The organism is Actinomadura fibrosa (assembly GCF_900659615.1).
Taxonomy (GTDB): domain Bacteria; phylum Actinomycetota; class Actinomycetes; order Streptosporangiales; family Streptosporangiaceae; genus Spirillospora; species Spirillospora fibrosa.
In genome coordinates this window covers 1-23008 of record NZ_CAACUY010000143.1, presented here as the reverse complement: position 1 = coordinate 23008, position 23008 = coordinate 1, and the positions used below count along the sequence as shown (strand labels likewise).

Annotated in this window: 22 protein-coding genes; 12 read left to right on the top strand and 10 right to left on the bottom strand. The window is 73.0% G+C overall.

The annotated features are described in order from the left end of the window. The first annotated feature begins 128 nt into the window (after positions 1 to 128). From E1300_RS33140 to E1300_RS33125, 4 genes are read left to right on the top strand one after another with little or no spacing between them, the layout of a single operon-like run. A complete protein-coding gene (locus E1300_RS33140; RefSeq protein ID WP_131761053.1) occupies positions 129 to 992 on the top strand; it encodes a class II fructose-bisphosphate aldolase in 864 nt (287 codons plus the stop codon). Next, the gene (locus E1300_RS33135) at positions 986 to 2302 is read left to right on the top strand and encodes an alpha-glucosidase/alpha-galactosidase (RefSeq protein ID WP_131761052.1); all 1317 of its coding nucleotides are present in this window, start codon (positions 986 to 988) and stop codon (positions 2300 to 2302) included. The genes E1300_RS33140 and E1300_RS33135 overlap by 7 nt, the downstream gene beginning before the upstream one ends. Then, entirely contained in the window at positions 2302 to 3219 is a 918-nt protein-coding gene (locus E1300_RS33130; RefSeq protein ID WP_131761051.1) for a carbohydrate kinase family protein, read from the top strand. Before E1300_RS33135 ends, E1300_RS33130 begins: the two co-directional genes overlap by 1 nt. A gap of 56 nt (positions 3220 to 3275) precedes the next feature. Then, complete coding sequence (locus tag E1300_RS33125) at positions 3276 to 4037, top strand: DeoR/GlpR family DNA-binding transcription regulator (protein WP_131761050.1); 762 nt, start codon at positions 3276 to 3278, stop codon at positions 4035 to 4037. 30 nt (positions 4038 to 4067) lie between these two features. Here the strand turns inward: E1300_RS33125 and E1300_RS33120 are convergent, their stop codons facing one another. The 3 genes from E1300_RS33120 to E1300_RS33110 are packed head-to-tail and all read right to left on the bottom strand — an operon-like array spanning position 4068 to position 7155. Further along, positions 4068 to 4958 carry a carbohydrate ABC transporter permease gene (locus tag E1300_RS33120; RefSeq protein ID WP_131761049.1) on the bottom strand — a complete coding sequence of 297 codons (891 nt, stop codon included), beginning with the start codon at positions 4956 to 4958 and terminating at the stop codon, positions 4068 to 4070. Next, positions 4955 to 5887 (bottom strand): carbohydrate ABC transporter permease, encoded by a 933-nt coding sequence (locus E1300_RS33115; RefSeq protein ID WP_131761048.1) that lies wholly within the window; start codon positions 5885 to 5887, stop codon positions 4955 to 4957. The genes E1300_RS33120 and E1300_RS33115 overlap by 4 nt, the downstream gene beginning before the upstream one ends. Beyond that, complete coding sequence (locus E1300_RS33110) at positions 5887 to 7155, bottom strand: ABC transporter substrate-binding protein (protein ID WP_131761047.1); 1269 nt, start codon at positions 7153 to 7155, stop codon at positions 5887 to 5889. Before E1300_RS33110 ends, E1300_RS33115 begins: the two co-directional genes overlap by 1 nt. A 201-nt stretch (positions 7156 to 7356) precedes the next feature. Here E1300_RS33110 and E1300_RS33105 point away from each other — a divergent pair, with 201 nt between their 5' ends. After that, complete coding sequence (locus E1300_RS33105; protein ID WP_131761046.1) at positions 7357 to 8394, top strand: hypothetical protein; 1038 nt, start codon at positions 7357 to 7359, stop codon at positions 8392 to 8394. A gap of 38 nt (positions 8395 to 8432) precedes the next feature. Here the strand turns inward: E1300_RS33105 and E1300_RS33100 are convergent, their stop codons facing one another. Beyond that, the gene (locus E1300_RS33100) at positions 8433 to 8933 is read right to left on the bottom strand and encodes a carboxymuconolactone decarboxylase family protein (protein ID WP_131761045.1); all 501 of its coding nucleotides are present in this window, start codon (positions 8931 to 8933) and stop codon (positions 8433 to 8435) included. Positions 8934 to 9208: 275 nt separating this feature from the next. On the opposite strand from E1300_RS33100, the gene E1300_RS33095 reads away from it, so the two are divergent. Continuing rightward, positions 9209 to 10942, top strand: coding sequence for a DUF5005 domain-containing protein (locus E1300_RS33095; RefSeq protein WP_131761044.1), 1734 nt, complete (start codon positions 9209 to 9211; stop codon positions 10940 to 10942). Positions 10943 to 10983: 41 nt separating this feature from the next. Then, on the top strand, positions 10984 to 11508 hold the full coding sequence (locus E1300_RS33090) for a hypothetical protein (protein ID WP_242619543.1): 525 nt from the start codon (positions 10984 to 10986) through the stop codon (positions 11506 to 11508). A 10-nt stretch (positions 11509 to 11518) separates the two neighbouring features. Here the strand turns inward: E1300_RS33090 and nadE are convergent, their stop codons facing one another. The 4 genes from nadE to E1300_RS33070 form a co-directional block, all read right to left on the bottom strand. Further along, positions 11519 to 12361, bottom strand: coding sequence for an NAD(+) synthase (gene nadE / locus E1300_RS33085; RefSeq protein ID WP_131761043.1), 843 nt, complete (start codon positions 12359 to 12361; stop codon positions 11519 to 11521). A 125-nt stretch (positions 12362 to 12486) separates the two neighbouring features. After that, complete coding sequence (locus E1300_RS33080; RefSeq protein WP_131761042.1) at positions 12487 to 13104, bottom strand: TetR/AcrR family transcriptional regulator; 618 nt, start codon at positions 13102 to 13104, stop codon at positions 12487 to 12489. A gap of 70 nt (positions 13105 to 13174) precedes the next feature. Then, entirely contained in the window at positions 13175 to 15352 is a 2178-nt protein-coding gene (locus E1300_RS33075; protein WP_131761041.1) for an MMPL family transporter, read from the bottom strand. Between the two features lie 151 nt (positions 15353 to 15503). Further along, positions 15504 to 16169 (bottom strand): TetR/AcrR family transcriptional regulator, encoded by a 666-nt coding sequence (locus E1300_RS33070; protein WP_131761040.1) that lies wholly within the window; start codon positions 16167 to 16169, stop codon positions 15504 to 15506. A 127-nt stretch (positions 16170 to 16296) separates the two neighbouring features. Between E1300_RS33070 and E1300_RS33065 the strand changes: the two genes are divergently transcribed. The 3 genes from E1300_RS33065 to E1300_RS33055 all read left to right on the top strand — a co-directional run bounded on the left by E1300_RS33065 (position 16297) and on the right by E1300_RS33055 (position 19087). After that, a complete protein-coding gene (locus tag E1300_RS33065) occupies positions 16297 to 16737 on the top strand; it encodes an SRPBCC family protein (protein ID WP_131761039.1) in 441 nt (146 codons plus the stop codon). Beyond that, entirely contained in the window at positions 16734 to 17315 is a 582-nt protein-coding gene (locus tag E1300_RS33060) for an NUDIX hydrolase (protein WP_131761038.1), read from the top strand. The genes E1300_RS33065 and E1300_RS33060 overlap by 4 nt, the downstream gene beginning before the upstream one ends. A gap of 125 nt (positions 17316 to 17440) precedes the next feature. Beyond that, a complete protein-coding gene (locus E1300_RS33055) occupies positions 17441 to 19087 on the top strand; it encodes a serine/threonine-protein kinase (protein WP_242619542.1) in 1647 nt (548 codons plus the stop codon). A gap of 19 nt (positions 19088 to 19106) precedes the next feature. Here E1300_RS33055 and E1300_RS33050 read toward each other — a convergent pair whose 3' ends face one another. Continuing rightward, complete coding sequence (locus E1300_RS33050; RefSeq protein ID WP_207400085.1) at positions 19107 to 19448, bottom strand: HEAT repeat domain-containing protein; 342 nt, start codon at positions 19446 to 19448, stop codon at positions 19107 to 19109. 136 nt (positions 19449 to 19584) lie between these two features. Here E1300_RS33050 and E1300_RS33045 point away from each other — a divergent pair, with 136 nt between their 5' ends. Then, positions 19585 to 20232: a DsbA family oxidoreductase gene (locus tag E1300_RS33045; protein WP_131761037.1), complete on the top strand. Its 648-nt coding sequence runs from the start codon at positions 19585 to 19587 to the stop codon at positions 20230 to 20232. On the opposite strand, the gene E1300_RS33040 is transcribed toward E1300_RS33045, so the two are convergent. Continuing rightward, positions 20220 to 21137 carry a hypothetical protein gene (locus E1300_RS33040; protein WP_131761036.1) on the bottom strand — a complete coding sequence of 306 codons (918 nt, stop codon included), beginning with the start codon at positions 21135 to 21137 and terminating at the stop codon, positions 20220 to 20222. The two genes, E1300_RS33045 and E1300_RS33040, sit on opposite strands and share 13 nt — an antisense overlap. 177 nt (positions 21138 to 21314) lie before the next feature. Here E1300_RS33040 and E1300_RS33035 point away from each other — a divergent pair, with 177 nt between their 5' ends. Beyond that, positions 21315 to 22721 carry a hypothetical protein gene (locus E1300_RS33035; RefSeq protein ID WP_131761035.1) on the top strand — a complete coding sequence of 469 codons (1407 nt, stop codon included), beginning with the start codon at positions 21315 to 21317 and terminating at the stop codon, positions 22719 to 22721. Positions 22722 to 23008 lie beyond the last annotated feature (287 nt).

Here is a 23008-nt window from a genome sequence, read left to right as displayed (position 1 = left end):
CCCTGGCCCCGCGCGCTCGGCGAGGCCGCCGCCCTCGCGGCCGCCGCCGTCGCCGCGCCCGCCGCCGGTGAGTTCGACCCCGAGGTGCTCCGGCGGCACCGCATGTCCCCGAGAGTGAGGAGAGCGCCGTGCCCCTCGTGAGGACGGCCGAGCTCGTCCGGCCCGGCACCGGCATCGCCGCGTTCAACGTGATCACGCTGGAGCACGCGGAGGCGGTCGCCGCGGCGGCCGAGGCGACGGGCCTGCCGGTCATCTGCCAGATCAGCCAGAACGCGGTGCGGTTCCACGGCGGGCGGCTCGGCCCGATCGCGGCCGGGACGGCGGCGGTCGCGGCGGGGTCGTCCGCGCGGGTCGCGCTGCACCTCGACCACGTGACCGACGAGGACCTGCTGCGCCAGGCCGCCGACCACGGGTTCGGGTCGGTGATGTACGACGGGTCGGAGCACGCGTACGCCGAGAACGTCGCCCGGACGGCCGCCGCCGCCGCGTGGGCCCACGAGCGGGGCCTCTGGCTGGAGGCCGAGCTCGGCGAGGTCGGCGGCAAGGACGGCGCGCACGCGCCGGGCGTGCGGACCGATCCCGGCGAGGCCGCCGCGTTCGTCGCCGCGACCGGCGTGGACGCCCTCGCGGTCGCGGTCGGCAGCGCGCACGCCATGACGTCCCGGACCGCCGTCCTCGACCACGACCTGATCGCGCGGCTCCGCGACGCCGCCGGGGTGCCGCTCGTCCTGCACGGGTCGTCGGGGGTCGGGGACGAGGAGCTGCGCCGCGCGGTCCGGCACGGCATGACGAAGATCAACATCGGGACGGCGCTCAATATCGCGTTCACCGGGGCGGTGCGGGAGCACCTGGACGAGCGGCCCGATCCGCGCCGCTATCTCGCGCCCGCGCGGGACGCCATGCGCGACGCGGCGGCGCGCCTGCTGGAGGTCGTCGCCCTGCGGTCGTCCGAAGACAGCCCGTCCGAGAGCATTGGACACTCCTCATGCTGAACATCGCGTTCGTCGGCGCCGGCTCCGTCGAGTTCACGGCCCAGCTCCTGCGCGACATCCTGGCGTATCCGGAGCTCGGCGGCGTCCGGCTCGCGCTGCACGACATCGATCCCGAGCGGCTGGAGGCGGCGGAGGGGCTGGCGCGGCTGGCCGCCGGGAAGCACGGCGCGTCGCCCGTCGTCACCGCGTCCCTGGACCGGCGCCGTGCGCTGGAGGGCGCCGACGTCGTCGTGAACATGGTCGCGGTCGGCGGGCACGCCGCGACGGTGAAGGACTTCGAGGTCGCCGCCCGGTTCGGCGTCCGGCAGACGATCAGCGACACGCTCGGCATCGGCGGGATCTTCCGGGCGCTGCGCACGTTCCCGCTGCTGGACGGCCTGGCCGCCGACATCCGGGCCGTCTGCCCGGACGCGTGGCTGCTCAACTACACCAACCCGATGGCGATGAACCTCCAGTACCTCGCGGCGGTCGCGCCCGACGTGAAGGCGGCCGGCCTCTGCCATTCGGTGTACTGGACGGTCCGCGACCTGTCCGAGCTGGTCGGCGTCCCGTTCGAGGAGGTCGACTTCCACTCGGCGGGCGTCAACCACCAGGCGTGGGTGCTGTCCTGGACGCATCGGGGCCGCGATCTCTACCCCGCGCTGGACGAGGCAATCGCGGCCGACCCGGAGCTGGAGCGGCGCGTCCGCGTGGACATGTACCGGCGCCTCGGCCGCTACCCGACCGAGACGAGCGAGCACTCCTCCGAATACGTCCCCTGGTATCTGCCGCACGACGCCGAGATCGAGCGGCTGCGGATCCCCGTCGGGGCCTACCTGAAGATCAGCACCGGGAACCTGGACGAGTACGCGCGGGTCCGCGACTGCGTGCGGCGCGGCGAGTATCCCGACCTGTACGGCGACGAGGACGGGGACGGAGCCGCGGTCGAGTACGCGCCGCAGGTGATCCACAGCCTGGCGACCGGCGAGCGCCGCACGATCCAGGTCACCACCGCCAACACCGGCCTGATCACCAACCTGCCCGCGGGCGCGGCCGTCGAGGTCCCCGCGACGCTGGACCGGACGGGCGTGCACCCGCACCACGTCGGCGCGCTGCCGCCGCAGCTCGCGGCGCTGAACCGGAGCTTCCTCAACGTGGTGGAGCTGACGGTCGCCGCGGCCGTGCACGGCGACCCGGCGCACGTCCGGCACGCCGCGCTGTGCGACCCGGCGACCGCTGCGGCGCTGCCCGTCGGCCGGATCTTCGAGCTGTGCGACGCGCTGACCGAGGCGCACGGCGACGCGCTGCCCGCCGCGCTGCGGGGGGCGTGATGCTCGACCTGCTGGTCATCGGCGACGCCAACCCGGACGTGCTCGTGCACGGCGCGCCCGACGCCCCGCCCTTCGGGCAGGCCGAGACGCTCGTCGCGGGCGGCGCGCTCGCGCTCGGCGGGTCCGCGGCGATCGCGGCGCACGGCGCGGCCCGGCTCGGGCTGGCCACCGCCTTCGCCGGGCTGGTCGGGCGGGACGCCGCGGGCGACTTCGTCCTGGACGCGCTGCGCTCGGCGGGCGTGGACGTCTCCCGCGTCGCGCGGCACGCGACGTCCCCGACCGCGCTGACCGTGTGCCTCAACCGGCCCGGCGGCGACCGGGCGATCCTGACCGCGCCGGGCTGCCTCGCCGAGACCGGCCCCGAGCACGTCCCCGGCGCCGCCGACGTCCCCGCCCGGCACGTGCACGCGGCGTCCTACTTCCTCCAGCCGAGGCTCGCGCGGGCGCTGCCGGGCCTGCTGCGGGACCGCCGCGCGTCCGGCGCGACGACCTCGCTCGACACCAACGACGATCCGTCCGGACGCTGGGATCTGGCGCCCGGCCTCGCCGCCGCCTGCACGTTCCTGCTGCCCAACGAGGCGGAGGCGCTCGCGCTGAGCGGCCGGGACACCCTCTCCGGCGCGCTGGACGCGCTGGCGGCGGACGGCTGCGTCCCGGTCGTCAAGCGCGGGCGGGACGGCGCCGTCGCGCTGGCGGACGGGGAGACCGTGCACGCCGACGCGCTGGAGGCCGATCCCGTGGACACGGTCGGGGCCGGGGACGGCTTCGACGCCGGTTTCCTCGCGGGCTGGCTCGACCGCGGGGACCTCGTCCATGCGCTCAAGCTCGGGGCGGTGTGCGGCGCGCTGTCGACCCGGGCCGCCGGAGGGACCGCCGCGCAGCCGACCCTCGCCGAGGCACTCGCGCAGATGCGGTGAACGATTGGGCGGCAATCGCGTACTTTCGCGCACCGCTCGTACTCTAGAATGATCGGATGCGTCAGCAGGCCCGCCTCCCCCTCATCCTCGACCGGCTCGCCGAGCACGGCTCGGTGAGCGTGGTCGAGCTGTCCGCCGAGCTCCAGGCCTCGCCCGCCTCGATCCGCCGCGACCTCCAGGTCCTGGAGGAGCAGCAGCTCCTCAAGCGCACCCACGGCGGCGCCGTCGCGGCCGAGGTGATCTACGAGCTGCCGATGCGGTACCGCGGCGGCCGCCGCCAGGAGGAGAAGCGCCGCATCGCGCAGGCCGCGGTGCGGCTCGTGGACGCCGCGGTCCACTCCGTCGGCTTCAACGGCGGCACGACGATCACCGAGCTGGCCCGGCTGCTGTCCACCGGCCGTCCGCTGAAGGTCGTGACGAACGCGCTCAACATCGCCGCCGACCTGTCCGTGCGCCCCGCCATCGACCTGGTCGTCACCGGCGGCGGCGTCCGCCCCCAGTCCTACGAGCTGGTCGGGCCGATCGCCGACCGGACGCTCGCCGACATCAGCCTCGACCTCGTGTTCCTCGGCGTCGACGGCATCGAGGCCGAGGCCGGGATCAGCACCCACGACGAGATCGAGGCGCGCACCGACCACGCGCTGATGCGCGCCACCCGCCGGGTCGTGGTGCTCGCCGACGGCTCGAAGATCGGCCGGCGCGCGTTCTCCCGGATCGCCCCGATCGGCGAGATCGACACGCTGATCACCGACGCCGGCGCCGACCGGGCCGAGCTCGACCGGATCCAGGCGGCCGGCGTCAAGGTGACCGTGGCCTGAGCCCCCGGGCCCGGCCCCGGCCCCGGCGGGCTACTTGAGGCCTGCGGTCGCCACCGACCGGACGAAGAAGCGCTGCGCCACGAAGAACATCGCGAAGACCGGGAGCTGGCTGATCACCGTCCCGGCCATGAGCTTCGGCCAGTCGGTGTTGTGCGCGCCCTGGAACGTCTGCAACCCGAGCTGGACGGTCATGTGGTCGGGGTTCTGCACCGCGATCAGCGGCCAGAGGAAGTCGTTCCACGTCTGGAGGAAGGTCAGCACCGCCAGCGTCGCCAGGGTGGGGCGCATCAGCGGCAGCATCACCTGGACGAGGATCCGCAGCCGGCTCGCGCCGTCGATCCGCGCGGCCTCCTCCAGCTCCCTCGGCACCGTCGTGAAGAACTGCCGCAGCAGGAACACGCCGAACGCGGTCGCCAGGTTGGGGACGATCAGCGCGCCGAGCGTGTCGGTGAGCCCGGCCGCCCGCACCATGATCAGCGTCGGCAGCATGACGATCTGGAACGGCACCATCAGCGTGGCCAGCACCGCGACGAACAGCGCACGGCTCCCGAGGAACCGGATGCGGGCGAAGGCGTAGCCGGCCAGCGAGCAGAACACCAGGTTGCCCGCCACGCAGCTCACCGACACGATCGCGCTGTTGCCGAGCCAGTGCGCGAGCGGCGCGTCCGCCAGGGCGCCGGTGTAGTTCCGCCACTCGATCCCGTGCGGCAGGCCGGGCGGGAACCGCCGCGTCTCCTCCTTCGTGGAGACCGACAGCAGCACCATCCACAGCAGCGGCGCGACCATCACCAGCGACAGCGGCAGCAGGACGAGATGGAGCGGGCTCGGCCGCCGGGAGCGGCGGCGCGGGGCCGTCCCGTCCGCGGCGGGCCCGCGCGTGGCAGGGCCCTTCGCGGCGCGGCCGGTCATCGTGATGCTCATCGGACCTCGTAGGAGGACGCGCGGCGCGTGAGCGCGAGCTGCACCAGCGTCACCGCGAGGATGACCAGGAACAGCACGCAGCCGACCGCGGCCGCGTAGCCGCCGTCGAAGTCCACGAACGCCTTGTTGTACAGGTGGTAGACGACGACCGTGGTCGCGCGCAGCGGCCCGCCCTTGGTCGTCACGTACACCTCGTCGAAGAGCTGGAGCGAGTTGATCGTCAGCCAGACGAGGAGGAACCCGGACGCGGGCGCCAGCAGCGGCAGCTCGACGTGCCGGAACGCGCGCAGCCGCCCGCAGCCGTCCAGCGCCGCGGCCTCCATCAGGTCGGCCGGGACGGCCTGGAGCGCGGCGAGGTAGATGATGACCGCGAACCCGAGCCATCCCCACACCGTCATGGCGACGAGCGCGAACAGCGCCTGCCCGGGGCTCTGGAAGAAGCCCTGCTGTGGCAGGCCCGCCTTCGCGAGCGCCGCGTTGACCGGGCCGAACTGCGGGTTGAGCAGCCAGTTGAAGATGATCCCGGTCGCGACCGTCGAGGTCACGAGCGGCACGAACACCGCCATCCGGTACAGCGTGACCCCGCGGATCCGCTGGTTGAGCATGACCGCGATCGGCAGCGCGAGCACCATCGTCAGCGGCACGAACAGCACCGTGTAGACCGCGGACCGCCTCGCAGCCTCCCACATCAGCGGGTCGCGGACCAGCTCCGCGTACTTCGCGCCGCCCGCGAACTCGCCCGGCGACGTCAGGTCGGTCTCCTGGAACGACAGCCAGAACGACCAGAGCACCGGCAGCATCCCGAAGAGCCCGATCAGCAGGACCGCCGGGGACACGAACCCCCATCCGGCGAGGTGCTCGCCCAGCCGCCGCGACCGGCGCGGCCGCCCGCCTTTTGCGGCGCGGGCAGGAAGCACCGTCGCCGCCATCAGGACCCCGCCAGGATCCGGTCGACCTCGGCGGCCGCCTCCGCCAGCGCGGGCCCCGGCTTCTTCTTGCCGAGGAGGACCGCCTGCACGGCCGTCCCGAGGACCTGCGAGATCCGCGGGTACTCGGGGATGTTCGGGCGGGCCTTCGTGACGTTCTGGTTCAGGTTGTCGATGAAGACCTTGTTGCCCGGGTACTTGGCCAGGTACGACTTGTAGGCCGGGAGCTTCTGCTCGGACGCGCGCAGCGGCAGGTCGCCGGTCTGCTCGGCGAACCGGAGGTGGACCTCCGCGGACGTGAGCCACTTCAGGAACGGCCAGGCGGCGTCCTTCGCCTTCCTGTCGAAGATCATGTAGATGTCGGGACCCGAGACGCTCGCGTGCGTCACCTTGCCGGGCAGGTACTGGACGCCGTACGAGACGCCCTTGTTGATCTGCCCGAGATCCCAGGGGCCCGTCCACATCATGGCGACCCGTCCGGAGTTGAACAGGTTGAGATACTGCTGGTCGCCCGCGTCCAGGTAGACGGACTTGTCGGTCACGGCCATGTCGGCGAGCAGCTGCATCGCCTGCTGCCCGGCCGGCGAGTCGAACGCCGCCTCCTTGTCGCCCGCCCCCAGCAGGTCACCGCCCGCCTGCCACAGCAGCGCGAGGAAGCGCCACACGGTGTCCTCGGTGCCGTCGCTGACGTACGCCCACCCGTACCTCTTGTCCCCGGTGAGCTTCTTCGCCGCGCTCCTGAAGTCGTCCCACGTCCAGGTCGGCTTCGGGTACCCGACGCCCGCCGCGTCGAACAGCTTCTTGTTGTAGACGAGGCCGAGGTTGTCGACCAGCGCCGGAACCCCGTAGATCTTCCCGGACGCGGTGGCCCCCTGCCGGGCCGCCGGGAAGAAGTCGTTCCAGTTCACGTCCGGGCTGCCGTTGACCAGGGACGTCAGGTCCTGCGTCTGCCGCCGCCCGGTGAGCGCGCTGAGCGACGAGCCGTACTGGTAGGCGATCGACGGGGCCTTGCCGGACACGAACGAGGCGAGGGTCTTCTGCAGCGTGTTGTCGTTGTTGCTGAAGACGGGCTGCACCTGCTGCTTCGGATGCGCGGCGTTCCACTCCCCCGCGAGCCTGCCGATCGCGGTCGCCTGGGCGTCGGTGTACCCGTGCCAGAAAGTGATCTTCTTCGCCGCGCCGCTCCCCGACCCGCAGCCGGAGGCGAGCCCGGCCGCCAGAGCGACCCCGGTGACCAGCGCGGTGAACCGGCGACCGCTCGGTTGCCTCATCGTCGCCTCCCGAAGCGTGTGCTCGATTGTGCAGGATGCGCGGCACATTAGAGCACAATCGCTCATACGGCAAGGGTCGTCCTGCGCTACCGTGCGCCGTTCCGTCCGCCGCAGCCGCGGATCGATCACAAACACTCATGGCCGGAACAGGGCGTTGCCCTACGCGCGGGCGCGGGGGAAGGTGGACGTGGAGGGGGACCCATGTCCGGACGTTCCGTCCACCTCGTCGGCAGCTACCCGGCCGACGACGCGCGCCAGGCGATGACCGCGGCCGTGCGGGCCGCCGGACCGCGCCTGCGGACGCTGGCGGACGGCGAGGTCGGGGAGCGGCGCAACTGGGTCATGAACATCATCGACGGCTTCCGGGACCACCCCGACGTCGAGCTCCGCCGCGACGGCGACTGGTCCGGATACGGCGAGACCCCCGTCTTCCGCGTGAAGCGGGGGCACCGGCTCACCGCGGACGCCCTCAGGCTCCGCCACGCCCGCGACGCCGAGACGAGCTTCGCCGAGTTCACGAAGATCCGCGCCGACCACGGGCTCGACGGCCTCGCGTTCCAGGTCGGCATCCCCGGCGACCTGGACCTCGCCCTCTTCGCCTTCGGGCCGGCCCGCGCCCTCGCCCGCCGCGGGGCGTTCCGCGAGGCGCTCGCCCGGGAGATCGGCGAGATCGCCGCGTGGGGCGGGCGGGAGGTCCTGTTCCAGCTCGAATACCCGGTGGAACTCGTCATGGCCGCCTCGGCGCCCGCGCCGCTGCGCCCCCCGGTCGCGCGGTTCCTCGCGCGCGGCATGGCGCGACCTGCCGCCGCCGCGCCGCCGGGCACCCGCTTCGGCGTCCACCTGTGCGTCGGCGACCTCAACCACCGGGCCCTGAAGCGCCTGGCGAGCACCGCGCCGCTGGTCGCCCTGACCAGGGCACTCCTGCGCGCGTGGCCGGACGGGCGCCCTCTGGAGTACGTCCACGTCCCGCTGGCGAGCGGCGACGCGCCGCCCACGCTCGACACCGCCTTCTACCAGGACCTCAAACGGCTCAGGACCATGCCGCGCGACGTCCGCTTCATCGCCGGCCTGGTCCATCCCGCCCAGGACGTGGAAGACCAGCGCCACGTCCTGCGGACCGTGGAGACACTGCTCGGCCGGACCGCGGACGTCTCCTCACCCTGCGGCCTGGGCCGAAGCTCCCCCGCGGAAGCCGAGCAGGCCCTGACCCGGGCGGCGGCCCTGGCCGCCCTCACCTAGGGCGGGGGTGGCGCCCCCGCCCGTCGGCCACAGCGGGGCTACCTCCACTGCACCGGGAACGGGACGCCCGGCACCGGCTGGCCGATGACGGCGAGCGGCACGTAGAAGGCCACCTGGCCGATCGCCATGATCAGCGTGGCGAGGGCCTTGTCGTCATAGTGGATGGACGCCTCGGTGTAGAGCGCGTCCGGAACGCGCTGGCCGCCCGGGTTCGGCGTGAAGACCGCCTCCGCCAGCGCCAGCGCCACCCGCTCGGAGTCCGTGAAGTGGGGCGAGTCCTGCCAGGACGCCACCGCGGCGATCCGCTCCTCCGCCTCCCCGGCCTCGCGCAGGTTGCCGCTGTGCAGGAGCACCAGGTACGTGCTGCCGAAGATCTGGCCGACCCGCAACTGCACCAGGCCGATGGTCGTCCTCGGCACCGAGCCGTTCCCCGCGACGGCGGCGAGCGCCCCGCTGACCTGCCCCAGCTCCGGCACCAGCTTCGCCGGGTTCGGCAGCCGCGACTCGATCCCCTTGAGAGCTTCCTCGACGGTCGTCATGGCGCCTTCTCCTCTCTTGCTCCACGCTGTCGCCGCTATGACGGATGGGAACGGACGTGTGTGACGGCCGTCCGAAAATCTCCCTCGCCGCCCTCACCACGTCCCCGAGCGAGCCCGTCCGCGAGAGACGCCCGGCTAGACGCCCGGCCACGTTGTGGAGCGTGCGAAACCGTCCGCAAGTGGACAGGCCCCGCGGAAGGCGAAACGATCTCGGCTCTGTTCCCGGGACCGCGCCGGGAAATATCTTGACCGCGTCGCCTACGGAAGGCCGCGCCGTGCCGCTTCCCCCGCCGAGTCCACGACGTTCCGACCTCTCCCGCCGCTCACCGCTCGCCGCCGTCGTCTGCGCCGCCGCGCTGCTCGCCGCGCTGGTCGCCGCGCCGGGCCACGCCGGCGCGGCCGCGGCGCCAGGCACGCCCAACACCGCGCTCAACCAGATGTGGGCGCGCTACGGGGACGGCACCGGCTACGACACGATGTGCGGCCGCTGGAGCGGCGGCGACGGGACCCAGTCGGTGCTGCTGCCGAGCGGCAAGCGGGCGTGGTTCTTCTCCGACACCTACCTCGGCCAGGTCGGCGACCGGCGCGGCTTCTACCGCAGCTTCATCCACAACTCGATCGTGGTGCAGAGCGGCACCGACCCCGCGACCGCGACCCTGCGCACCGTCACCGGCGGCAACACCTGCCAGGAGAAGAACACGAACCTCCCGTTCGACCAGCGCTACGCCAACGCCCCGGTCAGCGGGCCCGGCGGCTTCTACTGGAGCGGCACCGGCAAGGTCCTCGGCTCCAACGTCGTCTGGTTCTACCTGAAGTCGTCCGGCTCGGCGTTCCTCAACACCGGCATGGTCACGATCCCCGTGAGTTCCTTGGAGAGCGGGACGGTCCTCAACGTCACCCCGACCGACCTCCCCGCGTTCAGCTACCACGGCTCCACCAACCCGATCTTCTGGGGCAGCGAGCTGCTGGAAGGCGGCGACGGCTACACCTATGTCTACGGCTGGGGCACCGTCGACGACGCCAACGCGAAGAAGCCGTTCCTGGCCCGCGTGCCCACCGCCCAGCTGGCCGACTTCAACGCCTGGCGCTTCTACACCGGCGGCTCGTCCTGGACGTCCACCGGCGGCGCGACCGGCCAGGCCCAGGCCCAGCCGCTCCAGATCTACACGGACCCCATGTACAGCGTCGTGCAGCAGAACGGCTACTACTGGCACATCGGGCTGGACCCGGTCGCCGCCGGACGCCCGCTCCTGGCCCGCCCCTCGACGACGCCGTGGGGCTTCGGCTCCTCGCAGGTCGAGCTGTACCGGCCGCCGGAGGGCACGCACACCTCGCCGTACTTCTACAACATCTACGACGCCCACGTGCAGCGCGGCATGGGCGGGACGAGCAACCTGGTCGTCTCCTACAACGTCAACACCACCGCGGTCAGCCAGGGCTGCCGGTCCCGCGCCGACTACGAGGGCCCGATGTACCGGGCGAGGTTCGTGACCGTCCCGAGGTCGGCCCTGAACCCGTCCGCGGCGACGTCCGTCCAGGCGGTGAAGGCATCACCCGCGCCGGAACGCGGCGTCCGCGAGGGCGTCCGCACACCGTCCGCGGCGTCCGCGGCCAAGGCGGCGTCCACGGGCGCGGCACGGGCGGCGGCCGCTCCGGACCCGAGCACCATCCAGTGGTACGACGCCTACGCCTTCGCCTCGGGCTGCCCGCCGGTCCCGGGCGTCACCGGCCTCGCCACCGTCCCGAAGACGGACGGCTCCGTCGACCTCACCTGGAACGACAGCGGCCCGGACATCACCTACGTCACCTACGAGCGCAACGTCACGGACGGGGAGCCGCTCAGCCCGCTAGGCCTGTGGTCCGACGAACCGCACCGCAGCGTCCAGCCCCTCTTCCTCAACATGGAGGACAACGGCGACACCTACGAGTGGCAGATCGAGCCCTACAACGCCTTCGGCACAACAGGCCCCCGAAGCACCCCGGTCCGCACAACAGTCCGAGCTAACTGAACCCGTCCGGAGGCCCTGGTGAGCCCCACCGGCATCGGACCATGACCATGGACACGGGGCTCGCCGCCCTCCTCGGCGCCTCCATCGGCTCCCTCACGACACTGGGCGCGGCGGTCGTCAGCGGCAGGGCGCAGGCCCGGGCTCAGCACGCCCAATGGCGCCGGCAGCATCGCCGCGACGCCTATGCCGCCTATCTCAGCGCCCTCCACGACCGCGACGTCGCGATGGACGCGATCCTCGACGAACTGCGGTCGCACCGTCCCGACCTTCCGGAGGTGGACGAGAAGGTACGGCGGTTCATCGCCCTCGCCCGCGAGGTCCATCGCGCCATGGAGGTCGTGATCATGGAGGGCCCGCCCTCCGTCGCCGAAGCGGCCGACCGTGTCGCCCAGGCGTCCGGCGACCTGTCCGAGGTCATGCGGCGCATGGTCCGCAAGGCGCACGCGGCCGATGCGACGGACATGGCGCAGGACCGGGCCGCCGCCTCCGAACGCGAGCGTTCCCTCTACAAGGCCGTCGCGGACTTCCGCACACGGGCAAGGGAGACGCTGGACCGCGCCCGCTGAGCCGCCGGGCTCAGGAGCGCCACCAGGTGTCTTGGGGGGAGGTCGGGACGGTGCGCTTGTGGCGGGTCGCCAGGTAGGTCGACTCCACCTTCGCCGCCACCTCCGGTGTGACGTCGGCGCCTTCGAGGTAGTCGTCGATCTCGGCGTACCGGAGGCCGAGCGCCTCCTCGTCGGGCAGGGCGGGGCGGTCGTCCTCCAGGTCGGCGGTCGGCACCTTCTGCCAGGTGCTCGGCGGCGCGCCCAGTTCCTGGAGGAGGGCGGCGCCCTGGCGCTTGGTCAGGCCGTTCAGCGGCGTGACGTCCACGCCGCCGTCGCCGTACTTGGTGAAGAAGCCCGTCACCGCCTCGGCCGCGTGGTCGGTGCCCGCGACGAGCAGGTTGAGCTGCCCGGCGACCGCGTACTGCACCACCATGCGCTCGCGGGCCTTGATGTTGCCGCGCACGAAGTCCCGCAGCGCGGGCTCGCCGCCCAGCAGCTCCCCGAGGCCCGCCGCCGCCTCGGACGAGACGGCGTCCACGCTCGGCTTGACGTTCACCGTGACCGACCGGTCGGGCCTGATGAAGTCCAGTGCGATCTGCGCGTCCCGCTCGTCGGCCTGGACGCCGTAGGGCAGCCGCACGCCGACGAACGTCGCCTCGCGGCCGTCCGCGCGCAGCTCCTCGCACGCGAGCTGGCACAGCCGGCCGACGAGCGTGCTGTCCTGGCCGCCGCTGATGCCGAGCACGTAGCCCTTCGCCGGCGTCGATCGGAGGTAGTCCTTGAGGAAGTCGATCCGTTCCCGGATCTCGACCTTGGGCACGATGGCCGACTTGACACCCAGTTCAGCGCGAATCCGCTCCCGTAGCTCCACCATGCCCGTTGTGTAACCGTCGCGTGCCGACCGAAACCTGCCGTGCGGTGGTCGGGGCGGCGTCCGAAACGACCACTGGGACGTCCTGCCGAGCGACTACGAGACGAGGATCATGAGGGCCGGTCGGTCTAGGACGGGGTCGCGGCCGGGGCGGCCGCGGTGGCGAGGCGCTCTTCGAGGTCGCGGAGCCGCTGCTCGACGACCGCGAACGCCTCCTCGTGGCCGGTGGACATGCCGAGCGCCTTCTCCATCACGACGACGCGGGTGACGCTCGTGACCAGGACCGACAGGGCGGCGGGCGAGCAGTCCCCGGCGGGGACGCCCGCGCGGTCGAGGAGCCCCGCCAGGGCCTCCGCCTGCTCCTGCCGGAACCGCTCGGCGTACCGGGCGATCTCGGCGCGGATCTCCTTGCGGTGGTTGGCGAGCGACATGAACTCCATCGTCAGCGCCGTGCCCTGCGGGTCGACGCTGAACTCCCAGAGCGCCCGGAGGGGCCGGTCGGACGCCAGCGCCTCGGCCTGGTGGCGCAGCCCCTCCTCGGCGCGGCGCCGGAAGACCTCCAGGAACAACTCGTCCATCGTGCGGAAGTAGTAGTGGACGAGCTGCGGCTTCAGCCCGGCGCGCTCGGCGACCCGCCGCGAGCTCACCGCCGCGTAGCCCTCCTGGAGCATGAGCCGCTCGGCGGCGTCGAGGAGCACCGCCCGGTTCTTGGCGTCCGGCGAGCCGATGCGGCGCTGCGTCGCCATGCGGCCTCACTTCCCTGCGCTCCGTGGCCTGCCGTCATCGTAACGGCGGGACCGCGGCGCCCGGCCGGGCCTAGCCGGGCGTGCGGACGTGGCGGCCGGGCTCGGACGTCGCGCCGAGGTCGCGGCGGAGCCTCTCGCCCTCGATGTCGAGGTCGGGCAGCGTCCGGTCGAGCCACCGCGGCAGCCACCAGGCGCCGCGTCCGAGCAGCGACATCACGGCCGGGACGAGCGTCATGCGGACCACGAACGCGTCGATGAACACCCCGACCGCGAGGGCGAACCCGATCGACTTGATGATCGGGTCGGGGGTGAGGACGAACCCGGCGAACACGGCGATCATGATGACGGCCGCGGCGCTGACCACCCGGGCGTTCTGCCGCACGCCGTTGATCACGGCCTGGCGCGGCGTGTCGCCGTGGACGTAGTCCTCGCGCATCTTCGACACGAGGAACACCTCGTAGTCCATGGCCAGGCCGAACAGGATGCCGATCAGGATGATCGGCAGGAAGCTGATCAGCGGGCCGGGGGTGTCGACGCCGACCAGCGAGGCGAGATGGCCCTCCTGGAAGACGGCCGTGGTGATGCCGAACGTCGCGCCGACCGTCAGCAGGAACCCGGCGGCGGCCTTCACCGGCACGGCCAGCGAGCGGAACACCAGCATCAGCAGCAGCACCGACAGCCCGACGACGAGCAGCAGGTAGACGGGCAGGGCGTCCGCTAGCTTCGCGGAGATGTCGATGCCGACCGCGGTGGTGCCGGTGAGCTCGACCTCGGCGCCGCGCACGGCGGCGACCCGGTCGCGGATGGTGTGGACGGCGTCCTCGGTGGCCTTGTCGGTGGGCCCGGCCTTCGGGATGACGGCCACGAGCGCGGTCGTCCCGGCCTTGTTGTACTGCGCGGGCGCGACCGTCAGCACGCCGGGGACCGAGCGGATGACCGCGGTGGCCTGCTGGGCGGCGGCACGGGTCTCCGTGCCGGACGATCCGGACACGACCGCGATCAGCCGGCCGTTGAAGCCCTCCCCGAAGCCCTCGCTCGTCAGGTCGTAGGCCTGGCGCTCGGCGGAGTCGGGGGCGGCGGTCCCGGCGTCGGGCAGCGCGAGGCGCATGTCCTGGACCGGCAGCGCCAGCCCGCCGAGGACGAGGATCCCGGCGATCAGCACCGGCACGCGCGTCCGGGTGACGGCGCGGGCGTACCGTCCGCCGAACGGCTCCTTGACGTTCGGCCGTTCGCCGGGCTCCGCATGGGCGGCGGTGCGGAGGCGGCGCGGTAGGACGCGGGCGCCGGCGAACGCCAGCACGGCGGGCAGCAGGGTCAGGGCGACGAGCACGGCGACCGCGACGGTCCCGGCCGCGGCGAGGCCCATGGCGGTCAGGAACGGGATGCCGACCACCGACAGGCCCGCGAGCGCGATCACCACGGTCGCGCCCGCGAACACGACGGCCGACCCGGCGGTGCCGATCGCCCGCCCGGCGGCGTCGCGCGCGTCCAGGCCGTCCAGCAGGTACTGGCGGTGGCGGGACGTGATGAACAGCGAGTAGTCGATGCCGACGGCGAGGCCCAGCATGAGCGCCAGCACCGGGCTGGCGGAGTTCAGCTCCACCACACCGGTCAGCGCGTACAGCCCGGCCATCCCCGCGCCCACGCCGACGAGCGCGTTCACCAGCGTCATCCCGGCGGCCACCAGCGAACCGAAGGTGACGATCAGCACGACGGCCGCGACGACCACGCCGATGACCTCGGTGGCCCCGGTCTCCCCGCCCTCCTTGGCGACCTCGCCGCCGGGCGCGACCTTCAGCCCCTGGACGTCCTGCCCCACATGGAGGTAGGCCGTGCGCTGGGCGTCCGTGATCTCGGCGGCCTCGTCCGCGAACTGGACCTGGACGAGCGCGTAGCGGCCGTCGGCCGACACCGTCCCGCTCTGGAACGGGTCGGTCGCCCCCACCGCGCCGGGGACCGCCGCCGCCTCCTTCACGACCGGCGCCACCTGGGCCTTCGTCAGCTTCGCGCCCTCGGGGGCGGCGATGACGACCGTGCCCGTGGCGCCGCCCGCCTGCGGGAACTGCCGCTCCAAAGCGTCCATGGCCCGCTGTGACTCGGTGCCGGGCATGCGGAACTCGTCGGACGTGGGACCGCTGAACGCGGCCGCCGCGCCGCCCAGCACGCCGAGCAGCAGCAACCAGATCAGGACGACCGGGCCGCGGTGCCCGAAGCACCATCGGCCGAGCCGGTACAGCAGGGATGCCATGGCGGGGGAAGCCTCTCCTTCGCGGATCGGGACGTTTCGGGCAGCGCCGCACGACCGTCGCCGCTACGTGGGGTGGAACGGCGTCGGGGCGGGAGGGTCTGGGGTGGGAGGCGTACGGGGGGTCAGCGTCGGGACGGCGTCGAGGGCGGGATCAGCCCTCGTCGTCCGGCGCCTGTTCGCGGGCGCGGTCGGGCTCGCGATCGTGGTCGAGCTCGCGGGCGCGGTCGGGCTCGTGGTCGTGGTCGCGGTTGGCGGCGTGGTCGTGGGCGTGGTCGCGGCCCAGTGCTCGGAGCGCGCCGCCGATCATGGCCTCGCGCATCGTCGCCTCGTCGTAGGCCAGGTCGCCCGCGCCGACCATGGCGATCCCGCCGAGCACCAGGTTGGCGGTCACGCGGTCCGAGGGCGCGGTCGAGCGGCCCGCGACGGCGTCCAGTAACCGGTCGCCGACGCCTTCGATGCCGTCGACGCCCACGTCCGGAAGCTCGGCGACCTCGGGCCCGTTGTCGAACAGCAGCTTGAGCTCCCGCCGGTAGCGCAGCGCGAGCTCGGCGAAGCCGGTGACCGCGGCGACCGCGGCCTCCACGCCGTCGAGCCCGGCCAGCCGGGCGTCCAGCGCGACCGCGTCCTTGGCCACCGGGACCAGCAGCTCCAGGAGGATCGCCTCCTTGGTGCCGAAGTGGTAGAGCAGGGACGCCTTCGCGCATCCGGCGTCGGACGCGATGTCCTGGAGGGACGTGCCGCGGTAGCCGTGCTGGGCGAACAGCCGCAGCGCGGAGGACAGCACCAGCTCCCGCATGCCTGAGGACGGACGAACCATGCGACCACCATAACTGTCCGATCGGTCAAACCTGACCGATCGGACAAGAAAGGCGGCGTGGGCTTCGTCACGGCGCCCGGAGCGGGTCGCGGACGCGCCGCTCCCGGGATGCGGAAGGATGGTCCGCATGGGACAAGTGGTGGCGACAGCGGAGAAGACCCTGAAGGCGTCCCCGGAGCGGGTGCTCGCGGCGCTCGGCGACTACACGGGTGTCCGGTCCAGGATCCTGACCGAGCACTACAGCGAGTACGAGGTGCGCGAGGGCGGCCAGGGCGCGGGCACGGTGGTGCACTGGAAGCTGGCGGCCACCAGCAAGCGGGTGCGCGACTGCCTGATCACCGCCACGGCCCCCGGCGCGGACACGATCGTCGAGCGCGACGCCAACTCGTCCATGGTCACCACGTGGACGGTGTCGCCCGCCGACGGCGGGGCGCGCGTTCAGGTGACGACCACCTGGGACGGGGCGAGCGGCGTCGGCGGCTTCTTCGAGCGGACGTTCGCCCCCAAGGGGCTGCGCCGCATCTACGACGAGCAACTGGCGAAGCTGGGCGCCGAACTCGACACATGAGCGCGGCGCCGGACGACGACACGGCCCGCGTTCCCGGCGCGGACGGGTCCGGCGAGGTCTACCGGCGGCGCACCGCCCGGGTGATGCTGGTGGACGACGCCGACCGCGTCCTGCTGTTCCGCTTCCCGCTGGTCGAGGACGGCCGCACGACGGGGTACTGCTGGATCACGCCGGGCGGAGGCGTCGACGAGGGCGAGTCGCTGCCCGACGCCGCGGCCCGCGAGCTGCGCGAGGAGACCGGCCTGGTCGTGTCCCCCGCCGACCTCGGCCCCGTCGTCGCCACGGCGTCCGGCCACGCGGAGTTCACGTGGGCGAGCGGCCTGTTCCGGGACGACTTCTTCCTGTACCGCACCGCCGCCTTCGAGATCGACATGTCCGGGTTCAGTCCGCTTGAGACCGTGCAGATCACCGAGCACCGCTGGTGGACGCTCGACGAGCTGGCGCGCGCCGAGGAGCCCGTCTACCCGCTCACGCTCGCGGAGTTCCTCGCCGGCCGCCTCGGCGCCCGCGACGGGCGGACCGGCGGAAACGGTCGGGGGGCCGACGCCGAACCCGCCGTCCTCCCCTGGCACCACTGACGCTCCCGGAGGGCGTTTGATTTGCACTGATTACGCCTTGTGTCCCTGTAGGTGCCCCGCCAGCTAGAGACCGTTTGGTGTGGTTCTGAGCGTTTCCGGCGGGCGGGAGTCCTAGGCTGTCGGCCGTGGCAACTGGGCACATGGTGATCGACGGCCGGTTCGAGCTGCGCGGGCGGCTCGGCAGCGGCGGGATGGGCACGGTCTGGCGCGCCTTCGACCTCGCGCTGGAGCGTGAGGTCGCGCTGAAGGAGGTCCGGCTCGCCGACACCGACATCGCGGACGCCGACCCGGAGGTCGTCCGGATGATGCGCGAGCGGGTGATGCGCGAGGCCCGCGCCCTCGCCCGCATCGACCACCCGAACGTGGTGACCATCCACCACATCGTGGACTCGCCCGACATGCCGCACCCGTGGCTCGTGATGGAGCTCGTCCGCGGGAGGTCCCTCCAGGACCGGCTGGCGGACGGTCCGCTCACCCCCGCCGAGGGGGCCGCCACCGGACGCGGCGTCCTGGCGGCGCTGCGCGCGGCCCACGCGGCGGGCATCTGCCACCGGGACGTCAAGCCCGCGAACGTCCTGCTGCGCGCGGACGGGACACCGGTTCTCACCGACTTCGGGATCGCGGTGCTGGAGGAGGCGTCCCGCGTCACCATGACGGGCGGGCTGGTGGGCTCGCCGGAGTACATCGCGCCGGAGCGGCTGCACGGGCACGAGGGCGACCCGGCCTCCGACCTGTGGTCGCTCGGCATGCTGCTGTACGTGGCGGTGGAGGGCCGCAGCCCGGTGCGCCGCCCCACCGCGGCGGCGACGCTGGCCGCCGTCATGACGGCCCCGATCCCGCCCGCCCACCGCGCCGGTCCGCTGGAGCCCGTCCTGCAAGCGCTCCTCGTGCGGGACCCGGCGGCCCGCCCCTCGGCCGACCACCTCGACCGCATGCTCGCCCAGGCCGCCGACTCCGCGGCCGACTCCGCGCCCGGCGCCGCGTCACCGTCGATGCAGGGTTCCGTTCCGCGGCCCGTCCATCCCCTGCCGGGGCCGGGCACGAATCCGAACTCGTTCCCGCCGCCGGTCAGCACCACCGATCCCGCGCTGACCGAGCGGCGGCGCCGCCGGACGCGGATCATCGGCGCGACCGTCGCCGTCATCGCGGTCGGCCTGGTGGCGGCGGTCATCGCGACGGTCTTCGTCGTGATCCCGAAGATTCTTGAGATGGGCGAGGGGCTGGCGGCGGGCACCCGCGAGACCCCCGGCGCCGGGCCCACCGACAGCGAGACCGGCGAGAACGGCCCGGAGAAGGGCACCGGCGCGGCGTCCACCGCCACGCTGCTGACGCCCGCCGCCGTCCGCGGCGTGATCAAGAAGTTCGAGCAGGCGTCCGGCAGCAGGGAGTTCGCCGAGTTCACGGTGTACGAGGACCGCGCCTCCGCCGACGCGCCCGTCCGCGGGCGGCGCGCCGCGTTCGACAACTACACCTACGAGAAGGGCGCGGACGCGGCCGTCCGCGCCCGGCCCAGCGTCGCCATCACGACCGGCGACGCCAAGGTGAACCTCAACACGTTCGCCTGGGACGCCCTGCCCGCGCTGCTGCGCCGGGCGGCGCGGACGCTGAACGTCCCGAAGCCGAAGTACCGGTACGTCATCGTGACGGCCGCCTGGGCGTTCAACGGCGACCGGCCCACCATGATGATCCACTTCACGGACGACTACGGCGGCGGCTACCTGGCCGTCAACACCCAGGGCAAGGTCATCAAGACCTACCCCGCCGACTCCTGACCGGCCGGACGCCGGCGGGTCAGGCGATCCAGCCGCTGGCGCGGGCCCGGTCGAGGGCCGCCTCCGCCTCGCGGGTGTCGAGCATCTCCAGGCCGCGCACCGCCCAGAAGCGCAGCGACTCGTCCGGGCTCTCCAGCTCCTCGGCCAGCACGGCCAGCGCGGCGCCGGACCTGGCCTCGGCGACGAGTTCGAGCAGCCGGCAGCGCAGGTCGGCGTCGTCCCGCTCCGACCGGAACTCGGCGATCAGGTCCTCGACGTAGGCGTCGGCGTGCTCGCGCAGGAAGTCGAACCCGGCTTCGCGGCTCCGGGGGTCGTCGTCGCGCATGCGCCGCATCGCCTGCTCGAAACGCGGTCGTGACATGCGCCGCACCCTACGGTCCGGCACTGACAGCCGACAAGATCGTCGGTGGCGGGCGGCCTCACCGGCGGCGCGGGCCGGAAATCACCGCCGCCCCGGGCGCGTTGCAGATGATCGGCCGTCCTCAGAAAGGTGACTCATGCGCGTCGAGATCTGGTCCGACATCATCTGCCCGTGGTGCTACATCGGCAAGCGGCAGTTCGAGCGGGCACTGGACGGGTTCGAGCACCGTGACCAGGTCGACGTCGTGTACCGGGCGTTCCAGCTCGACCCGGGTTACCCGGAGGGCCGGACGGAGGACGTCGCGGACATGCTGGCCGGGAAGTTCGGCATGGCGCGCGAGCAGGCCGTCCAGATGAACCGCCAGATGGAGGAGCGCGCCGCCGGGGTGGGGCTGGAGTACCACCTGGAGGGCGGGCGGGTGGGCAACACCGCCGACGCGCACCGGCTCGTCCACCTCGCGGGCGAGCAGGGCGTCCAGGACGGCGTCGTGGAGGCCCTTTACAAGGCGCACTTCACCGACCGGCGCTCGGTGTTCGACCGCGGTTCGCTCGTCGAGATCGTCGCCGAGGCGGGGCTCGACGCGGCCTCGGCCCAGAAGGTCCTGGACGCGGGGACGTTCGCCGCCGACGTGGACGCGGACCAGCGCGAGGCGCGGCGGCTCGGCGCGACCGGCGTCCCGTTCTTCGTTCTCGACCGCCGATACGGCGTCTCCGGCGCGCAGCCCAGCGAGGCGTTCGCGCAGGCCCTCGACCGGGCCTGGGCGGACGCCGGTCAGGCCGGATAGGCGATCAGCTCGCCGTTGCCCCGCCTGGTGAACAACCACGCGGGGACGAGCCGCGGCCCGTTCCCCTCGGCGCCCCAGTCCAGCGCGTAGGCGAAGCGCGCACCGGTGACGTCCGGCGAGGGGTTGCGCATGGGACACGGAGGCGTCGCGCCGTAGGCGGCCGGGCAGCCCTTGACCGACCAGCGCGGGTGCGCCGCCTCCCGCTGGAGCCGGGTGAAGGACTCCGCGGCGCTGAGGATCGGGCGTTCCGTGCCGCCACGGGCGGGTCCCAGCCATCCGGCGGCGTTGGAGACGCCGTCCCCGTCGAGCTGGATCCTCGTCTCCCAGCCCCACGTCGGACGGTTTCCGATGCGGGGTTCGACGATCACCTGGCCGCGCTCGTGGCGCGCCTCGGCCCGGTCGAGTCCGGACGCGCGAAGGATCGGGCGGGCCAGCGCGAACGCGCGCCGCTCGCCCGGATCCCGCGGAGGCAGGCCGTCGCCGCCGGTCTGCCGCTGGTAGCTCCAGCGGCCGCCGCTGTCAGGCCAGATGCGCAGCGTGGCTTGGCCGCGCGTGACCGTCCACGGGTTGCCGCCGAACTCGACGGGCCCGTCACCGAAACCGAGCGCGCCGGCCAGGTCGAGGGCGCGCCGCTGGAGAGGCATGGTCAACGCGTAGGCGCGTCCGGTGCCGGGGCTGCGGTCGGGGAGCGGGCGCGCCATGACGTACGTCCCGTACGGGAAGCCGCCGAGCCGGTGATCGGGAGGCAGCGGGGCGACGGACGGACGGCGAAAGAAGGTGGCCCCCGGCGGGACGGTGGTCGTACGGACGTCAGGTGTCCGTGCGCCCACGCAGCCGGTCAGGAGGCCCGCGCCGGCCAGGACGAGGGCGGCCGTTCGGCGTGTCCGGGGGCCGTCTGACCTCATGACGCCGGACTCTCCCACAACGCGGGAGATCCGGGCGGGCGAACGCGACGGAAAGCGATCACCGGGTGTGCCCCGAATCGGCCAAGGGACGGGCAAGACATCGCGCCGGACGGCTCATCGCCGCTGGGCGTCCCCACCGGGACCGTACGGTCCGCCTTGAGGAGAGGGAGGCACGCCGTGAGGAGATCCTGGAAGGCCGCCGTGGCCGCCGGAGCGTCCGCCGTGGCGGTCTGGCCGGTCGCCGCGTCAAGCGCCACCCACCGGGACGGCGACCCCGGCCAGGGGGACGGCGCCGCGCGCAAGGGCTGGACGCTCGTCGACCAGGAGGGCTTCGACCGGCCGCTCGCCGTGGACGGCGCCCCGTGGCAGCTCGATCCGCAGGGGCCGCGCAGCCCGTGGAACGTCGACGCGTTCGATGACGACGGCGAGGCGTGGACGAGGATGAGCGGCCCGCTGTTCGCGAAGGAGCTCGCGAGCCTCAACGTCTTCCGCAAGCGCGTGGCGTTCGGCCGGAACGGCTGGCTGACCGCCGAGGTCGCGGCCGTCGACAAGGACCGCGACGGCCGTCCCGACTCGCGGCCCGGGCTGGCGACCGAGCGCCTGCCGGACGGGCGGCGCGCCGCGCGGATCTCCGAGCCGAGCTGGGACGCCGGGGTGCTGATCCGGCCCACCCGCCCGCTGCCGCCGCGCTACCGGGTGGAGATGACGCTGCGCGGCATCGACTTCGGCGGCGAGCGGAACGGCACGTTCGACTACAACGGCAGGCACAACGGCTACACGCGCGAGCCGTGCAAGACCCGCTTCCCATGGACGTTCCAAGGCGCGCTGCCCGGCAAGTCGCGGTGCGAGTACCCCGACGTGACGCGCGAGAACGGCTTCTACTACCTGACGATCCTCGACTACGCGACGCCCGCGCCGCACGGTAACCCCGGCATCCACTTCCATCGCAAGGCCATCATGGACGGCTACTACAGCGACGACGAGCGCTGGAAGGACGCCGGGACCTGCGACCCGAAGACCGGGAAGATCTACCGGACGTTCGACGGCACCTTCAACGGCGTGAACGCGCTGTTCCCGCGCGGCGACCTGTTCCGCGAGGCGGCGAACAACAACATCAGCAACGAGTACTACATCAAGACGGCCTGCGGGAACGTCTCGATGGACAAGCCGTACGGGCCGGGCGGGAAGTTCCGGCAGCACCTGACCAGCGCCGAGCTGCAACCGCGGCTGCTGCCGAAGGCCGCCTACCGGTTCGCCGTCGAGCGGGACCGGACCGGGTACACGCTGGAGATGAGCGGCCCGTTCCTGCACGTCGGGCAGGCCACGCTGCGCGTCCACCACGACTTCGTCGAGGACGGGCGCCCGATCTGGCACTACAACCAGACGCCGGGCGAGTACGACGGCCGGTTCGACCGCAGGCTCGTCCACAAGGGCCCGGCCGGGACGTACGTCACCGAGCACAGCTGGCCGAAGGGCTCGGCCTACCCGGACTCCTTCATCATCGGCGACCCGCACCTGAACTACTACGAGGGATCGGCGCTCGTCGACGACATCCGGCTGTACGTCCCGGAGGACCGCGGCTGACCGCATCCATGGGCATACGGCCACGTTTCCCCAGGTCAGCCGGATTGCTCCGGCTTGGCAGATCCCGGTGCGGCCTTTATCGACGCTCGGTTGTCCTCTTCGATCGCCGTGCCTAGCGTGGCGCCCACTCACCCGTCCCTCGTCGGGAGCGTGACCATGGCCGTGCTTTCCTCCGCCGGGGCGCCGCGGCGCCTCCGAACCCGCGTGGCGGCGCTCGGGACCGCCCTCGCCTGCGCGCTGGCCGTCGTCCTCGCGCCCGCGGCGGTGGCCGGCACGGCCGCGGCCGG

What these genes read in the sequence shown, in the direction of transcription:
- E1300_RS33135 (WP_131761052.1), top strand. Translation starts at nt 986, where the DNA reads ATGCTGAACATCGCGTTCGTCGGCGCCGGCTCCGTCGAGTTCACGGCC.
- E1300_RS33130 (WP_131761051.1), top strand. Translation starts at nt 2,302, where the DNA reads ATGCTCGACCTGCTGGTCATCGGCGACGCCAACCCGGACGTGCTCGTG.
- E1300_RS33125 (WP_131761050.1), top strand. Translation starts at nt 3,276, where the DNA reads ATGCGTCAGCAGGCCCGCCTCCCCCTCATCCTCGACCGGCTCGCCGAG.
- E1300_RS33120 (WP_131761049.1), bottom strand. Translation starts at nt 4,958, where the DNA reads ATGAGCATCACGATGACCGGCCGCGCCGCGAAGGGCCCTGCCACGCGC.
- E1300_RS33115 (WP_131761048.1), bottom strand. Translation starts at nt 5,887, where the DNA reads ATGGCGGCGACGGTGCTTCCTGCCCGCGCCGCAAAAGGCGGGCGGCCG.
- E1300_RS33110 (WP_131761047.1), bottom strand. Translation starts at nt 7,155, where the DNA reads ATGAGGCAACCGAGCGGTCGCCGGTTCACCGCGCTGGTCACCGGGGTC.
- E1300_RS33105 (WP_131761046.1), top strand. Translation starts at nt 7,357, where the DNA reads ATGTCCGGACGTTCCGTCCACCTCGTCGGCAGCTACCCGGCCGACGAC.
- E1300_RS33100 (WP_131761045.1), bottom strand. Translation starts at nt 8,933, where the DNA reads ATGACGACCGTCGAGGAAGCTCTCAAGGGGATCGAGTCGCGGCTGCCG.
- E1300_RS33090 (WP_242619543.1), top strand. Translation starts at nt 10,984, where the DNA reads ATGACCATGGACACGGGGCTCGCCGCCCTCCTCGGCGCCTCCATCGGC.
- nadE (WP_131761043.1), bottom strand. Translation starts at nt 12,361, where the DNA reads ATGGTGGAGCTACGGGAGCGGATTCGCGCTGAACTGGGTGTCAAGTCG.
- E1300_RS33080 (WP_131761042.1), bottom strand. Translation starts at nt 13,104, where the DNA reads ATGGCGACGCAGCGCCGCATCGGCTCGCCGGACGCCAAGAACCGGGCG.
- E1300_RS33075 (WP_131761041.1), bottom strand. Translation starts at nt 15,352, where the DNA reads ATGGCATCCCTGCTGTACCGGCTCGGCCGATGGTGCTTCGGGCACCGC.
- E1300_RS33070 (WP_131761040.1), bottom strand. Translation starts at nt 16,169, where the DNA reads ATGGTTCGTCCGTCCTCAGGCATGCGGGAGCTGGTGCTGTCCTCCGCG.
- E1300_RS33065 (WP_131761039.1), top strand. Translation starts at nt 16,297, where the DNA reads ATGGGACAAGTGGTGGCGACAGCGGAGAAGACCCTGAAGGCGTCCCCG.
- E1300_RS33060 (WP_131761038.1), top strand. Translation starts at nt 16,734, where the DNA reads ATGAGCGCGGCGCCGGACGACGACACGGCCCGCGTTCCCGGCGCGGAC.
- E1300_RS33050 (WP_207400085.1), bottom strand. Translation starts at nt 19,448, where the DNA reads ATGTCACGACCGCGTTTCGAGCAGGCGATGCGGCGCATGCGCGACGAC.
- E1300_RS33045 (WP_131761037.1), top strand. Translation starts at nt 19,585, where the DNA reads ATGCGCGTCGAGATCTGGTCCGACATCATCTGCCCGTGGTGCTACATC.
- E1300_RS33040 (WP_131761036.1), bottom strand. Translation starts at nt 21,137, where the DNA reads ATGAGGTCAGACGGCCCCCGGACACGCCGAACGGCCGCCCTCGTCCTG.